The following is a 15,440-nucleotide window of genomic DNA, read 5'->3' on the forward strand; positions in this document are numbered from 1 at the left end:
ATGTTTGAGAAAGCGGTCGCGCCATCGGAGTAATAGTGCTCTCGGTGAATCCTCCGGCTCTGAACACAATCGATCACACCGACGAAGTGGGCGCCAACGATCTGCGGCCCGGCTCCGTCTTTCAACGTGAACAAACGGCTATTCACGCGCACGCGGTCACTTGCCGTCGCCGTCAGCTGCGCGCCGGGCGGAACGAGAAATCGCCGCGCGTGAATCCGAAACTCAGGATGATCGATTGATGGACGTGGATTCCCGCGCGGCGCACCAACGTGCCGATTCAACGCTGTTTCTCAAGGCCCGAACAACCGCGAACAGGCTCTGCTTTGGCCTGCTGCTGCTCTCCGTCGACGTGTCGCACCATGCCGTTGCCGCTGGCGGGATCGTTGGCGCCTCGGGGGCAGGCGGCCAGGGAGGCGCATCCAATGGGGGACGCGGCGGCGACGGTGGAGATGGCCAGGCCGCCTTGGACCTTACGACGTCGTACACCACGGCCGGCAACGTCGAGGGCGGGGCCGGCGGCGGCGGAGGGGGTGGCGGTGGCGGCGGGCATGGCCATTCCATGGGCGGCGCGGGCGGTGCCGGGGGGAACGGCGGGGCCGGCATCGTCATCTCAGGCGACGCGGTGGTATTGCACAACGACGGCTGGTCAATCCGCGGCGGCAAGGGCGGCGGCGGCGGCGGAGGAGGCGGCTCCACCTTCCATTTCTCTGTGGAAGCAGATGGTGGTCGCGGTGGCGACGGCTCGACGGGCGTAGGCGGTGCCGCGGGCGGGGGCGGGGGAGGCGGGGCGCATATCCGGACGGGCTTCGGGGGAGACGGCGGCAATGGTGGAGAAGATGGTCTGGCGGGGGGCAGTGGTCCCCCAGGTATTTCGTGGGCCGGCGGAGGTGGCGGTGGCGGCGGCACGTCCGCCAACGGTGGGGCTGCAGGCCAGGACGTGTGGCCGGTGATAACTGAGGGGTTGGGCGGAGCGGGGGGTATTGCCGGCGGGGCATCCGGCGTCGCGGGAACCAATGCCATGCATTATGAAGGTTTTGCAGCCGGTGGAGGGGGCGGAGGCGCGCCAGGCGGCGCGGGTGGCAACGGCGGACAGTACACGCGCTTCGATACGAACGGCGGCGGCGGCGAGGGCAGCAGCAATCACGGCGTCTACGTCACGGGAGCCGATTCCGTCATCATCAACGCGGGCTCCATCATGGCGGGGCCCGTCAACCAGGACACCGCCATCAAGTATGCGGGGACCGCCAGCAACGCGACCTTGATGCTCCGGGAGGGCAGCGTGATTCAAGGCCTCGTCGACGCGACCGAATCGGCCGGCAGAAACACACTGGTCCTTGATGGCGGGGCCGCGCTGGCCTTTGACGTCGGCAAGATTGGCGACGGCGCACAAGGCCAGTATCTGGGCTTCAACGCATTCGAGAAGACGTCTGACGGCATGTGGGCGCTGACAGGGGCGCCCGCACTGGCGCTCACGCCTTGGACACTACTCGGGGGATGGCTTGCCATTACGGACGACGGCGCGCTGGGTGATTCGGCTGGTGGCCTCGTCTTCGACGGCGGCGGGTTGCAACTGAACGGCAGCATGTCGTCGCAGCGCGATTTTCAGTTGCGCGGTGATGGCGCGGTCCACACGGCCGTCGGCACGGTGTCCGTGATGCAGGGAACGATCAGTGGCGCAGGCAACCTCACCAAGACCGGTTCCGGCACATGGATCATCCTGGGCAGCGATACCGGATCGGCCAACACCACGCCGGCGGGGCCGCTCACCCATACCGGCGTGACGCGTGTCGACGAGGGCATGCTGGTCATCCATGGCACGGCCCTGGGCCAGGCCGATCAAGCGGCCGCCAGCGTCGCCGGCGCCAGCAATGCGACATTGAGCCTTGCGAACGGCGCCAGGCTCGACGGCCAGATGGACGGACCGAACCTCATCATCGATGCAACTAGCCGATGGAACGTCCTGGCCGATGCCGCTACCGCCGCGCAGGGCCTCAACCTCAGCAGCGTCAACGCACTTCAGCTTGCTGGCAGCATCGCCTTTTCGCCGCCCTCCGATGCGGCGAACAATCAAGCCGGCCGCACATTCACCGCCAACAACCTGGCGGGCGCCGGTGGCGAAGTGCAGTTGCACGTGAACCCGACCGGCGCCGCGGATCACCTGACGCTGACCCAGGGCGCCACGGGGTTGACCTACCTGAAGCTCATCACGCCGGGCGGCTTCGGAGATCCGTTGGCCGGCGACGGGTTGCTGGTGGTCAAGGCCGGCGCCAGCACCGACCACGCGTTTCAACAAACCCCCGGACAACCCACGCAGGCGGGCGCGTTCAATTACGGCCTGGTGCAAGGCGCGAGAAGCGGCGCAGCGGATCTGGCCAACAACTGGTATCTGTTCAGCGATATCCGCCCCGAGGTCTCCATCTACTCGCAGTTGGGCAATCAGGCCTTGCGGCAGTCCGAGGTGGCGGTTGGGTCGTTCAACGAACGGATGGGATCCACCGACACGTTGGCGCGAACCGTCTACCCCTATGCCTGGGCACGGTCGCTTGGCGTCCTGGAGCGCCGGGATGGCGCGCCCCTGGGGATCCGGCAAGCGAACGTCGCCGTGGATTCGCGGGTGGCCGGACTGCAGGTGGGAACGGACTTGTTCGTGGCCAGCAAAGGTATCGGCCGCCGGAGCGTGGGCGTGTTTGGAACGGCAATGGCTTCCCGTAACGACGTGTCGCACTATCAGGCATCCACGCGATCGACGGTGGATGCCGGCCGCAGCGATCAAACCCTGTATGGCCTGGGCGCTTACTACACGTTGATGGACGGCAAGGGCGGTTACGCCGATTTCGTCGGACAGGTCAGCCGGTATGGCGTGAAGACGCAATCGCGCGGTGCGCATGGCACGTCCCTGCAGACATCCGGATGGGGCGCCGCGCTGTCGGCCGAAGCCGGAAAGGCCTTCGATGTTCGCGATGGCCGCGGTCTGCGCGTTGAACCGCAAGCCCAGGTGATGGTCCAGCACGTCAAGTTGCGCGATGCTGAAGACAGCGTGGGCCGGGTTTCCCTGCCGGGACTGCACGCGCTGCATTCGCGTGTGAGTCTGAAGCTATCGAAAGTCTGGGGTGCGCAAGCCCAGACGCAAAGCCACGGCTGGCTGATGCTGAGCTACCTGCATACGCAGGGCAAGTCCTCCAGTTCGTATCCCTCCGCCACGCAGGGCGACATCGCATTCGACAACGATCTGGATGGATCGCGCATCGGTCTGGCGGCGGGATATGAACGGCGCGCGGGCAGGAACATCTTCGTCAATGTGCGGGTGCAGGCCGAACAGGGCTTGGGCAGTTCGTCAGGATTGCGGGCGGTGGCCGGCTCGTTGGGGGTGAAATATCTGTTCTAGCGACCTTGCATGAAGAGGCCCGCCGGATCGCTGGCACGGTCTTGGAACATGCGCCATAGCGATCGTCTGATTTTCCACGGCAACTGATTCTTATAAAGACTGTCGCGCATTCCGAGTAATCCTACTCTGGGTAAAGCCGGGACGCATAAAGAGAATCTGAGACACCGACGACACGGGCTTTAACGCTTTTTTAGCTCGCAGCCGTCGCTCGATGTGATTAACCGGATTACTCAAACGCGCAACCGGCAGCCCCGGTGTTCCACGTTCTTGCGAGATCAAGATCACGATTCTGCCTGGAGCGTCCCCTGTGCTCCCGGTGCAATCGAATTCGCGAAGCAGCGCGTGAATCCACCACCCAGGATGAACCAACGATGCATACGGATTCTTGCTTGGCGTTGCGACATGCAGAGTCGACTCGCAATCGAATCGACAGAACCCGCGGTATGGCGCTGAAGCTTTGTTTTGGCTTGTCTTTGATCTCTCTGGGCATGTCCCCGCATCCCGCGGCGCGTGCGTTGATCGTTGGTGAGGCGGGGGCGGGCGGCGCAGGCGGGGCTGCCAATGGCGGCGATGGCGGCGATGGCGGGGATGGTTTTGCCGCCCTCGATCTCACGACGTCCTACACGACCTATGACGACATTGAAGGCGCGCCGGGCGGAGGGGGTGGTGGCGGCGGGGGAGGCGGGCCGGCCAAATTTGAAGGCGGCGGGGGCGGCGCGGGCGGCAATGGGGGGCACGGCATCGTGATCTCGGGCGATGGCGTGGTCCTGCACAACGACGGCTATTCGATCAGCGGCGGCAAGGGCGGCGGCGGTGGGGGCGGGGGCGGCGGTACCTACGATGCGACCATTGTCAGCGACGGCGGCCGCGGTGGTGACGGCGCGGGGGGCACTGGTGGCGGCGGTGGGGGTGGCGGCGGCGGCGGGGCGGATATCAACCCCGGCGGGATCGATGGAACGGGCTACGGCGGCAATGGCGGCAATGGGGGAGAAGATGGTATGCCGGGTGGCGGCCAGTCGAATTATGCAGGCGGCGGTGGTGGTGGCGGCGGCACCTACACCAACGGCGGGTCGCAGGGCGATGGATTATCCAGCGCAATTCCGGGTGTAGGCGGATCAGGCGGTATCGCTGGCGGTGAGGCCGGCGTCGATGGTGGCATAGCGGACACAGCAATTTGGGCCGGGGGCGGTGGAGGCGGCGGGGCGGCTGGCGGATCGGGCGGCGCCGGCGGGCCGGGCTCTTTATTCCCCGGTGGCCCCCCGGGCGGCGCCGGCGGCAACAGCGGTCACGGTGTCCACGTCACCGGCGCCAACTCCGTGATCATCAATTCGGGCACGATCTCGCAGGGGCCGGCGAACCAGAACACCGCCATCAAGTATTCAGCGACCGCCCACGATTCCACGCTGGTCCTGCAAGCCGGCAGCGAGATCAACGGCCTGGTCGACGCCACGGAGTCGGGCGGCAAGAACACGTTCAGGTTGGATGGCGGCGCGGCGCTGGCCTTTGACGTCAGTCTGATCGGAAGCGGTGCGCAGGCCCAATACCTGGGCTTCAATGCCTTCGAAAAAACCTCGGCAGGAACGTGGACGCTGACGGGTACGCCAAGCCAGGCGCTCATGCCCTGGACGCTGTCGGGCGGGTGGCTCGCGATTGCCGACGACGCCAGTCTGGGCGATGCCGCCGTTGCCCTCACGTTTGATGGTGGCGGGCTGCAACTGGATGCCAGTACGACGACGCAACGCGACATGCAGTTCGTCAGTGACGGCGCGATCCGCACGGTGGGCGGCACGGTCTCCGTGATGGAGGGCGCGATCACCGGATCGGGCTCGCTTACCAAGACCGGCGCTGGGACGTGGATCATCGGCAGCGACAATGCCTTCGCCGGCGCAACGCTGATCGACGACGGCGTGCTGCAATTGGGCGCGGGTCAGGCCGTCGGATCGTTGGGGGCGGGCGCGATAGAGAACAATGCCGTTCTGGCCATCGATCGCACCGATGCAGTCATCCTGTCCAACGCCATATCGGGAACGGGCGATCTGCTGCAGGCGGGTTCGGGCACTACCACGCTGACCGGGCCGCTCACCTACACCGGCTTCACGCGGGTGGACAACGGCACGCTGGTCATCGAAGGCACGTCCTTGGGGCAGGCCGATCTTGCGGTTGCCCGGGTCGTGGGGGCGGGCGATGCCGGCCTCGGCCTGGCCAACGGCGCACGGCTGGACGGCTGGGTGGATGGACCGAATCTTTCCATCGACGCGGCCAGCCGTTGGAACATCCTGACCGATGGGTCCAACCCCGCGCAAGCAAACAACCTCAGCACCGTCAACGAACTTCGGCTTGCCGGCAGCGTCGCCTTTGCGCCGCCCGCCGAGTGGACCCACGATGCCATCGGCCGCACGTTCACTGCCAACAGTCTGGCGGGCGGCGGCGGTGAAGTGCAGCTGCACATGATTCCAACCTCCGCCGGCACGGTGGATTACCTGACCTTGAATGCGGGGGCGACGGGGCTGACGAATCTGACGCTCAACACCGACAGCGGCTTCGGCGATCCGCTACACGGAAACGGCTTTCTTATGGTCAAGGCGGGCGCCAGCACGGACAACGCGTTCCAGCTGACGCCCGGCCAGGCGCCGCGGGGCGGGGCGTTTCGATATGTGCTGTCGCAGGGGGCGCAGGATGGCTCGCCGGCACTTGCCAACAACTGGTACCTCATCAGCGAGGTCCGCCCCGAGGTCTCCATTTACTCGCAGCTTGGCGGGCAAGCGCTGCGGCAGTCCGAGCTGGCGGTGGGCACTTTCAACGAGCGCATGGGCGCGACCGAAACGCTGGCTCGGAAGGTGTATCCGTATGCCTGGGCCAGATCGCTGGGCGGATGGGAGAACCGCGATGGCGCGGCGCGCGGCATTCTGCAGTCGCAAGTGGGAAGCCGCACGACGTTGGGCGGCCTCCAGGTAGGCACGGACCTCTTTGTGACCAACAAGGGCATCCGCCGCAACAGTCTGGGCGTGTTCGGCACCGCATTGGTTTCCCGCGCGGACGTGGATCATTACCAGGCCTCCACGCGTTCGACCATCAATGCCGGCCGCAGCGACCAGACGATGTATGGCTTGGGCGCGTATTACACGATGATGGATGGCAAGGGCGGGTACGTGGACGTCGTCACGCAATTCAGCCGGTATGGCGTGAAGACCCAATCGAGCGGCGCCGACGGCATGTCGATGCGAACGTCGGGCTGGGGCGCGGCGCTGTCGGCCGAAGCCGGCAAGGCGTTCGACATTGGCGACGCGTCTAGGGGGCTTCGACTCGAACCGCAAGCGCAGGTGATGGTCCAGCACGTCAAGCTGCGCGACGGCGATGATGACCTCGGTCAGGTTGCGCTGCCGGCATCGCGTGCGCTGCATTCGCGCGTGAGCCTGAAGCTGTCAAAAGCCTGGGGCGAGCAGGACGATGCGCGCAACCACGGCTGGCTGATGCTGAGTTACCGGCACACGCTGGGGGAGTCGTCCAGCGAATACCAGACGCTCACGCAGGGCGACATTGCCTTCGAGAACAAACTGGACGGATCGCGTGTGGGACTGTCGGCAGGCTATGACCGGCGGGCGGGCAAGAACACGTTCGTCAATGTGCAGTTGAACGCCGAGCAGGGCTTGGGCGGCGCGTCGGGCTTGCGCGCGGTGGGGGGCTCGTTGGGGATCAAGCACCTGTTCTAACGTTCGCGGGTCCGCGTCTTGCACGACCCATCCTGTAGCGGCCGATGTGCTGGCGTCGGCCGCTCTCAGATCAGTCGGATTCTACGAGGCGCCTGTGATGATTTTGGACGCTTGCGAGCCAACTGAGTAAACGTACTCTCGGCGAATCCAAGGCGCGTACGGAACACTGATCACGCCGACGAGAGGGTTCCAGCAAGCGCTCAACACCCGCAGTCCACGTCGCGCGATGTGATTAATCGGATTATTCCGCGCGTAGCCGGCAAGCCCGGTGTTCCACGTTCTTGAAACCTCAAGCAGATGATTTCGCCTGGCGCGGCTACGCGCCGGGTGTAATCGAATTCGTGAAGCCGCGCGTGAATCCACACCCAGGATGAACCAATGATGCACACGGATTCTTGCTTGGCATTGCGACATGCGTATTCGACTCGAAATCGAATCGACAAAGCGCGCGGCATGGCGCTCAAGCTCTGTTTTGGCCTGTCTTTGATCTCTCTGGGCGTGTCCCATCCCACTGCACACGCCTTGATCATCGGTGAGGCGGGGACGGGCGGCGTGGGCGGGGCTGCCAATGGCGGCAGGGGCGGGGACGGCGGGGATGGCGTTACCGCCCTGGACATCACAACGTCCTACACGACTTATGACGACATCGAAGGGGCGCCCGGCGGCGGAGGTGGCGGCGGCGGGGGCGGTGGACGCGGCGGCGTCGTGGGCGGCGCGGGAGGCACGGGTGGCAATGGCGGGCACGGCATCGTGATCTCGGGCGACGGCGTGGTCTTGCATAACGACGGCTACTCGATCAGCGGCGGCAAGGGCGGCGGCGGTGGGGGCGGCGGCGGGGGCGCGTTTCATGTGACCGTGTCCAGTAATGGCGGCCGCGGCGGTGACGGAAGTGGGGGCGCGGGCGGCGGCGCGGGCGGCGGGGGCGGCGGCGGCGCGGACCTCACCTTTGGCGGCGTGATCGGGGCGGGTTTTGGGGGCGATGGCGGCCACGGGGGATTCAATGGTTCGCCCGGCGGCGGTAATTTGCAGAGCCCGGGGGCCAGCAAATTTGCAGGGGGCGGCGGCGGGGGCGGCGGCACATACACCCATGGAGGCACGCCGGGCCAGGCATTACGCGAAAGCCAGGTTTCGGGCGTTGGCGGCGTGGGTGGCATTGCTGGCGGCGAGCCCGGGGTGGACGGCGGCATCGCCAACCCTGAAGCGGCCGAAGCGCTGGCGCTGGGGCTGAGTCGGGATGAGATAGATGCCGTCCTGGACGGTTACGGCGGCGGCGGCGGTGGTGGCGGCGCGGCCGGCGGATCGGGCGGCAACGGCGGGCCTGGCAGCTACAACGAGGGCGGCCCAGCGGGCGGCGCCGGCGGCAGGAGCGGTCACGGCGTCTACGTCACGGGCGCCAACTCCGTGATCATCAACACGGGAACGATATCGCACGGGCCGGAGAACCAGGACACCGCCATCAAATATGCCGCGACCGCCCGAGATTCCACCCTCGTGCTCAAAGGGCAGGGCGGCTGGGACAACCCGGACAGCCAGATCATTGGCCTGGTCGATGCCACGGAATCCGGCGGCAAGAATACGCTTGTCCTGGATGGCGGCTGGAACTCCCGTCTGGACGTCGAGAGCAACGCCTTTGATGTTCGTCTGATCGGAAACAGCGCGACCGGGTCGGCGCAGTATCTGGGCTTCAATGCCTTCGAGAAAACCTCTGCCGGGACGTGGAAGCTGACAGACTGGACCGACCCGGCGGTTCAGACGTCCTGGACCCTCTCGGGCGGGTGGCTCGCGATTGATCACGATAAGAGCCTTGGCAACCCGCAAGGCCTGCTCACCTTCAACGGCGGCGGGCTGCAAATCGATAGCCACATGCAGATGTATCGCGACGTGCATTTCGCGGGAGACGGCGCGTTCCGTACGGCAGGCCCTGATCTGCCTGCCGGGTTGCAGCCGGACCTGCATATGAGGGGAAATATCACGGGTTCGGGCACGCTCACCAAGACGGGCGCTGGCACACTGTTCATCAGCGAAGACAACCATGCATTTTCCGGTCCCGTCGTGATTGAAGAGGGCGTGCTGCACCTTGGCATTGGGGAGCTCTACAACGGCGGATCCCTGGGCGCGAGCGCGATCGAGAACAACGCCGTCCTGGCGATAGCTCAACGCGACGGTTGGTTCTCCAATGCCATATCGGGCACGGGGGAGCTGCATCAATTGGGCGGCACCACCACGCTGACCGGGCCGCTCTCCTATACCGGCATGACGCGGGTGGACAATGGCACGCTGGTCATCAATGGCACGTCGCTGGGCCAAGCCGATCATGCGGTGGCCCGGGTCGTGGGGTCGGGCGGCGCCGATTTGCATCTGACCCACGGCGCCACGCTGGATGGCTGGGTGGATGGACCGAATCTTTCCATCGACGCGACCAGCAAATGGAACGTCCTGACGGATGATTCCAACTCCGCTTCCAACCCCTCGCAAGCCAACAACCTCAGCACCGTCAACGAGCTTCGGCTTGAAGGCAGCGTCGCGTTTGCGCCGCCCGCGGACGGGACCAACGCGTCGATCGGACGAACGTTCACCGCCAACAACCTGGTGGGCAGCGGCGGCGAAGTGAAGTTGCACATGATCCCGACCTCGGCCGGTACCGTGGATTACCTGACCTTGAATGCGGGGGCGACGGGGCTGACGAACTTGACGCTCAACACCGACAGCGGCTTCGGGGATCCCTATTCCGGCAACGGCTTTCTGGTGGTCAAGGCCGGCGCCAGCACGGACAATGCGTTCCAGCAAACGCCCGGACAAGCCCCGCGGGCCGGCGCGTTTCACTATGTGCTGACGCATGGCGCGCAGGATGGCTCGCCGGACCTTGCCAACAACTGGTACTTGATCAGCGAGGTCCGCCCCGAGGTCTCGCTTTACTCGCAGCTGGGTGGCCAAGCCCTGCGGCAGTCTGAGTTGGCGGTGGGCACCTTCAATGAGCGCATGGGCGCGACCGAAACGCTGGCCCGTAAGGTCTACCCCTACGTCTGGGCCAGAACGCTGGGGGGCTGGGAAGACCGCGATGGCGCTTCGCGCGGCATCCTGCAGTCGCAAGTCGGAAGCCGCACGACGCTGGGTGGCCTGCAGGTGGGCACGGACCTGTTCGTGACCAGTAAGGGCATCCGCCGCGACAGCCTGGGCGTGTTCGGCACCGCATTGGTTTCCCGCGCCGACGTGGATCACTATCAGGCATCCACGCGATCGACGATCAATGCCGGCCGCAGCGATCAGACGATGTATGGCCTGGGCGCGTATTACACGATGATGGACGGCAAGGGCGGGTATGCGGACTTCGTCACGCAGATCAGCCGCTATGGCGTAAAGACCGAATCGAACGGTAGGGAAGGCATGTCGATGCAGACGTCGGGATGGGGCGCGGCACTCTCGGCCGAAGCCGGCAAGGCGTTCGATATTGGCGATGCGTCTAGCGGGCTTCGACTCGAACCGCAGGCGCAGGTGATGGTTCAGCATGTCAAGTTGCGCGACGGCGACGACGACATTGGCCAAGTGGCGCTGCCGGCATCGCGTGCGCTGCATTCTCGCGTGAGTCTGAAGCTGTCAAAAGCCTGGGGCGAACAGGATGACACGCGGAACCACGGTTGGCTGATGCTGAGTTACCGGCACACGCTGGGGGAGTCGTCCAGCGAATACCAGACGCTGACGCAAGGCGACATTGCTTTTGACAACAAGCTGGACGGATCGCGCGTGGGGGTATCGGCGGGCTACGACCGTCGGGCCGGCAAGAACACCTTCGTCAATGTGCAGTTGAACGCCGAGCAGGGATTGGGCGGCGCGTCGGGCATGCGCGCGGTGGGGGGCTCGATGGGGATCAAGTATCTGTTCTAGCGCACGCAGATCGGGATGCTGCGGATGACCGATCCCACGGAAGGTGCGCGGGCAAGGCGCGCCAAGCCATTGAATCGCCCGCCCCGCATGCACGCGGGGCGGGCGATTTGCGTTGGCTAGTCGTCCAGTGAAGGCACGGTGCCGATCTGCATCAGGATGCGCGGCGATTCCATGTCGCCGGTTTCCTTGTCGATCATCACTTCGTAGGCGGCAACGCCTGCAAATTTGGAAGCCATGGAATTCGCGATGCGGATGGCTCCGAATTCGCTGCTGGCCGGACGGATTTCCCCGGGGGCGACGCCATTGGCGGCGGCGCGATAGGGAACGACGATGTACTGAACGAGATGAGCAGCTTCTGACACAGGAATTCTCCCCTGGACGACAGTTTTTCGGGCGAGCGAAATGTATCACGTCGCACTGTGTTTTTGTACAGTATTTTTGCGCAGATCGTCCAGATATTTTCGCGGCGTTGCGTTGCCAGCCTTACCGGCATTGCAGGAAAACCCCTAGCGCTTGCCCATTGCCCACCCTTGGTGGCGCGCTTAGTATTTTCGAAAATCCTCGGCGTTTTATAAAACCAGGGGCACGACATGGAAGCGAACCGCTACGACGCTTACCGCGAGGACACCGCGGGCCGCGCCAATGTGGCCGACTCGCCGGAGCGGGTGGCCTACTACCAGGAACTGGCGCGGCTTGAGACGGGCGCGTTGTGGACGGTGGCGAACAAGATCGAGCCGTGGGCGCCGCGGTCGGCGTCGGTGCCCGTGGTCTGGCGGTACCGGGACCTGCGCGGTCATGTGTTGCGCTCCGCCGAGCTGGTGTCCCCCGAAGAGGCGGGCCGGCGCGTGATCTACCTGAACAACCCCGGCCGGCAGGACGTTGCCGCGGCGGTGGGCTGGCTGTATTCCGGATTGCAGGTAATGAAGCCGGGCGAGCTGGCCAGCGCACACGCGCACACGCATTCGGCGCTGCGGTTCATCATGGAAGGGCAAGGCGCGTACACGGTGGTGGACGGCCACAAGATGACGCTGGGCGCGAACGATTTTGTACTGACGCCCAACGGCACGTGGCACGAGCATGGCGTGGCCGAGGACGGCACGACCTGCATCTGGCAGGATGGCCTGGACATTCCGCTGGTCAATGCGCTGGAAGCCGGTTTCTATGCCGTGCATCCCGACCTGAACCAGACCATCACGCACCCGGTGGACGACACCAGCGGCGCGTGGGGCGGCGTGGCGCTGCGGCCGCAGGTGTCCGGGTGGACCAAACCCTATTCCCCGCTCTTCAAGTACGAATGGGAGCCTACGTATGAGGCCCTGCGCCGCTATGCGCGCACCGCGCCGGGCAGTCCGTACGATGGCATCCTGCTGGAATACGTGAATCCGGCAACGGGCGGCGCGGTCATGCCCACTATCGGCGCCAGCATGCAACTGCTGCGCCCGGGCGAACACACCCAGGCGCACCGTCACACCGGCAGCTTTATTTATCAGGTGGCCAAGGGCAGCGGCTTTTCCGTGATCGACGGCAAGCGTTACGACTGGACCGAGCGCGACATATTCTGCGTGCCGTCGTGGGCCGTTCACGAACACGCGAACCTGTCGTCCAACGATGACGCGTGCCTTTTCTGTTTCAACGACCTGCCCGTCATGCGCGCGCTTGCGTTGTACCGCGAGGAAGCGGTGCAGGAAAACGGCGGTCATCAACAGCTGATCTAGTTTTGAACGCATAACGCCGCGCCGCGCCGGCCGGTTCCACCACCCTTTGACCTTCTGGAGTTCCCGATGCGCCTCGTGACCTTTCGCGCCCATCCCACCGCCGCTGCCCGCCTGGGCGCGCTTGTCGAGGGCTATGTCGTCGACCTGTTCCTGCTGGGCCAGGAAGGCGGGGTGGACCTGCCCGGCGACATGCTGGAATTCATCGACCTGGGGCCGGTGGCGGTCGCGCAGGCGACGCGCCTGTTGGACACGTTTCGCGGCAACTGGCCGGTGGGCACGGCCCTGCCGCAGGAGAACGTGAAGCTGCTGGCGCCCATCCCGCGTCCACGCAAGAACATCTTTGGCATCGGGCTGAACTATGTGGAGCACGTGGCCGAATCCAGCCGCACGCTGGACACGTCGGCCGACCTGCCCAAGCAGCCGGTGATCTTTTCCAAGCCTCCCACCACCGTGATCGGGCCGGGCGATGCCATCGAGCACAACGCCAGGATCACGCAGCAACTGGACTGGGAAGTGGAACTGGCCGTCATCATTGGTCGGCGCGCGTCGCGCGTGGCCGAGGCCGACGCGCTGTCCTATGTGTTCGGCTACAGCGTGATGCTGGACATGAGCGCGCGCGATTGCCGCCGGGCAGGGCAGTGGATCTATTCCAAGGGGCAGGACACGTACGCGCCGTTCGGCCCGTGCATCGTGACCGCCGACGAAATCCCCGATCCGCAGGTGCTGGACCTGTGGCTGACGGTCAATGGCGAAAAGAAGCAGGGCTCGAACACGCGCCACATGCTGTTCAAGGTGCCGTTTTTGATTTCCGATATCAGCGCCGGCATCACGCTGGAGCCGGGCGACATCATCGCCACCGGCACGCCGGAGGGCGTGGGCGCCGGGCGCAAGCCGCAGGAATTCCTGTGGCCGGGCGACGTGGTCGTGGCCTGCGTGGAAGGCATCGGCACGCTGCGCCATCCGGTGGTGGCCGTCTAGGAGCACAACGCTTGAAACCCAGAATCAAGGCCCCGCGCGAGGATGCGGCCGCTGACGGCGGCGCCGGGGTCGAAGACATCACGCTGTCCGAACACATCTACCGGCAGTTGCGCCGCGACATCATGCGCGGCGCGTTTGCGCCGGGCCAGTCGCTGCGACTGGAACCGCTGCGCCAGCGCTACGGCGGCAGCTTTTCGCCGATCCGCGAGGCGCTGAACCGGTTGCGCAGCGAACGCATGGTGCTTACCACCACGTCGCGCGGCTTTCGGATCGCGCCGCTGTCCGTGGAAGAAATGCGCGATGCTTGCGAAACCCGCATCCTGATCGACTGCGATGCGCTGCGGCGGTCGCTGGCCAACGCCGACGACGCCTGGGAGGCGCGGCTGGTGGGGGCGTTTCATGCGCTGGCGCTGGCGGCCCGCCGGGCGGACGCCGCGCCCGGCCTGGACCCGGATCGCGAGGACGCGCTGGAGGCCCGGCACCAGGAGTTTCATCAGGCGCTCATCGGCGCCTGCCGCTCGCCCTGGCTGCTGGACCTGTCCGCGCAGCTATACGCGCAGACGGAACGCTATCGCCGGCCGGCGCGCGCCCAGGCCGTGGCGTACGGCCATGAACGCGACGTCGACGACGAACACCGCGCGCTGCTCGATGCCGCGGTCGCGCGCGATGCTGGCCGCGCGGCCGCGCTGCTGGCGGCGCACTATCGCGAGACGGCGCAGGTCATCGAGCGCATCCTTAGCCTGCCCGAGGGACAAGCCGCGGCCTAGCGCCGCGATGCCGTAAGCTTGTCGTCCATGGCAGACCTGAAACTCCTGGAAGACCTGATCGCGCTGGCGCAGACCGGCAGCTTCGTGCGCGCCGCGGAACTGCGCCACGTCACGCATCCCGCCTTCGGCCGGCGCATCCGCGCCCTGGAGGCGTGGGCAGGCACCCCGCTGGTGGAACGTCAGCGCCTGCCGGTGACGCTGACGCCCGAAGGCGAGACGCTGCTGAAAACCGCCACGCAGGTGGTCGAGCAGATGGGACTGGTCCGCCATCGCATCCGCAGTTCCGGCGCGGGCGGCGAGGCCGTGCTGCGGATCGCCACGGGGCGTAGCCTGGCGCGCACGCTGGTGGCCGACTGGATTGCCCGGCTGCGGCACCGCGCGCCCCGGGTGCTGACCGACGGCACGCAGGTGGAGCTGTCCACCGGCAAGGCGCAGGACCTGGTGGTCCGGCTGGAGCAGGGCAAGGTGGACCTCCTGTGCTGTTACGAGCACCCCGCGCTGTCCGTGCCGCTCAGCCCCTCGCGCTACCGCTACATGACGCTGGCGACCGACAAGCTGGTGCCGGTCAGCCAGATGGACGCCCGCGGCCGGCCGCGCTATCAGTTGCAGGTGGGCGGCGCGCCGGTGCCGCTGATCACCTATACCGGCGGTCTGGCGATGGAGCGCATCGTGGGAGACCGGCTGGAGGCCACGCCGTACGCGCTGACGCCCTTCGTGCGCAGCGATTCGCTGGACGCGGCACATGGCGCGGTCGCCAAGGGCGTGGGCGTGGCGTGGCTGCCCTGGTCCATGGTGGCGGCGGATTGCCGCCGCGGCGCATTGGCCGAGCTGGGCGGGCGTAGCGACGAGATCGCCTTCGAAGTCCGCCTGTACCGCCCGCGCGCCCGGCTGACCGACCTGGCCGAAGCCGCCTGGGAAGCGACGGCCAGCCGCAAGGGCTGATTGCCGGGCATCAAACCGGATTAGCACAACGATGTGCCGCTTTGGCACGGTATGCCCGTGG

At 66.1% G+C, this 15,440-nt stretch carries 8 protein-coding genes; 7 read left to right on the forward strand and 1 reads right to left on the reverse strand.

The features are described 5' to 3' along the window. The first annotated feature begins 238 nt into the window (after positions 1-238). The 3 genes from V6V88_RS01995 (at position 239) to V6V88_RS02005 (ending at position 10,977) form a co-directional block, all read left to right on the forward strand. On the forward strand, positions 239-3,385 hold the full coding sequence (locus V6V88_RS01995; RefSeq protein ID WP_338617513.1) for an autotransporter outer membrane beta-barrel domain-containing protein: 3,147 nt from the start codon (positions 239-241) through the stop codon (positions 3,383-3,385). Positions 3,386-3,873: 488 nt separating this feature from the next. Next, positions 3,874-7,095 carry an autotransporter outer membrane beta-barrel domain-containing protein gene (locus tag V6V88_RS02000; protein ID WP_338617515.1) on the forward strand — a complete coding sequence of 1,074 codons (3,222 nt, stop codon included), beginning with the start codon at positions 3,874-3,876 and terminating at the stop codon, positions 7,093-7,095. Positions 7,096-7,473: 378 nt separating this feature from the next. After that, positions 7,474-10,977 carry an autotransporter outer membrane beta-barrel domain-containing protein gene (locus V6V88_RS02005; protein WP_338617517.1) on the forward strand — a complete coding sequence of 1,168 codons (3,504 nt, stop codon included), beginning with the start codon at positions 7,474-7,476 and terminating at the stop codon, positions 10,975-10,977. 116 nt (positions 10,978-11,093) lie between these two features. Here the strand turns inward: V6V88_RS02005 and V6V88_RS02010 are convergent, their stop codons facing one another. Further along, positions 11,094-11,339: a hypothetical protein gene (locus V6V88_RS02010; RefSeq protein ID WP_056327580.1), complete on the reverse strand. Its 246-nt coding sequence runs from the start codon at positions 11,337-11,339 to the stop codon at positions 11,094-11,096. 228 nt (positions 11,340-11,567) lie between these two features. Here V6V88_RS02010 and V6V88_RS02015 point away from each other — a divergent pair, with 228 nt between their 5' ends. From V6V88_RS02015 to V6V88_RS02030, 4 genes are all read left to right on the forward strand, one after another. Continuing rightward, positions 11,568-12,692 (forward strand): cupin domain-containing protein, encoded by a 1,125-nt coding sequence (locus V6V88_RS02015; protein ID WP_062840265.1) that lies wholly within the window; start codon positions 11,568-11,570, stop codon positions 12,690-12,692. Positions 12,693-12,758: 66 nt separating this feature from the next. Beyond that, on the forward strand, positions 12,759-13,670 hold the full coding sequence (locus tag V6V88_RS02020; protein WP_062840266.1) for a fumarylacetoacetate hydrolase family protein: 912 nt from the start codon (positions 12,759-12,761) through the stop codon (positions 13,668-13,670). Between the two features lie 11 nt (positions 13,671-13,681). After that, positions 13,682-14,437: an FCD domain-containing protein gene (locus V6V88_RS02025; protein WP_338617523.1), complete on the forward strand. Its 756-nt coding sequence runs from the start codon at positions 13,682-13,684 to the stop codon at positions 14,435-14,437. A gap of 27 nt (positions 14,438-14,464) precedes the next feature. Further along, positions 14,465-15,379 (forward strand): LysR family transcriptional regulator, encoded by a 915-nt coding sequence (locus V6V88_RS02030; RefSeq protein WP_280003917.1) that lies wholly within the window; start codon positions 14,465-14,467, stop codon positions 15,377-15,379. The last annotated feature ends 61 nt before the right edge of the window (positions 15,380-15,440 follow it).

The sequence above is a fragment of the Achromobacter sp. E1 genome (assembly GCF_037039475.1).
GTDB classification, from domain to species: Bacteria; Pseudomonadota; Gammaproteobacteria; order Burkholderiales; family Burkholderiaceae_B; genus Achromobacter; species Achromobacter mucicolens.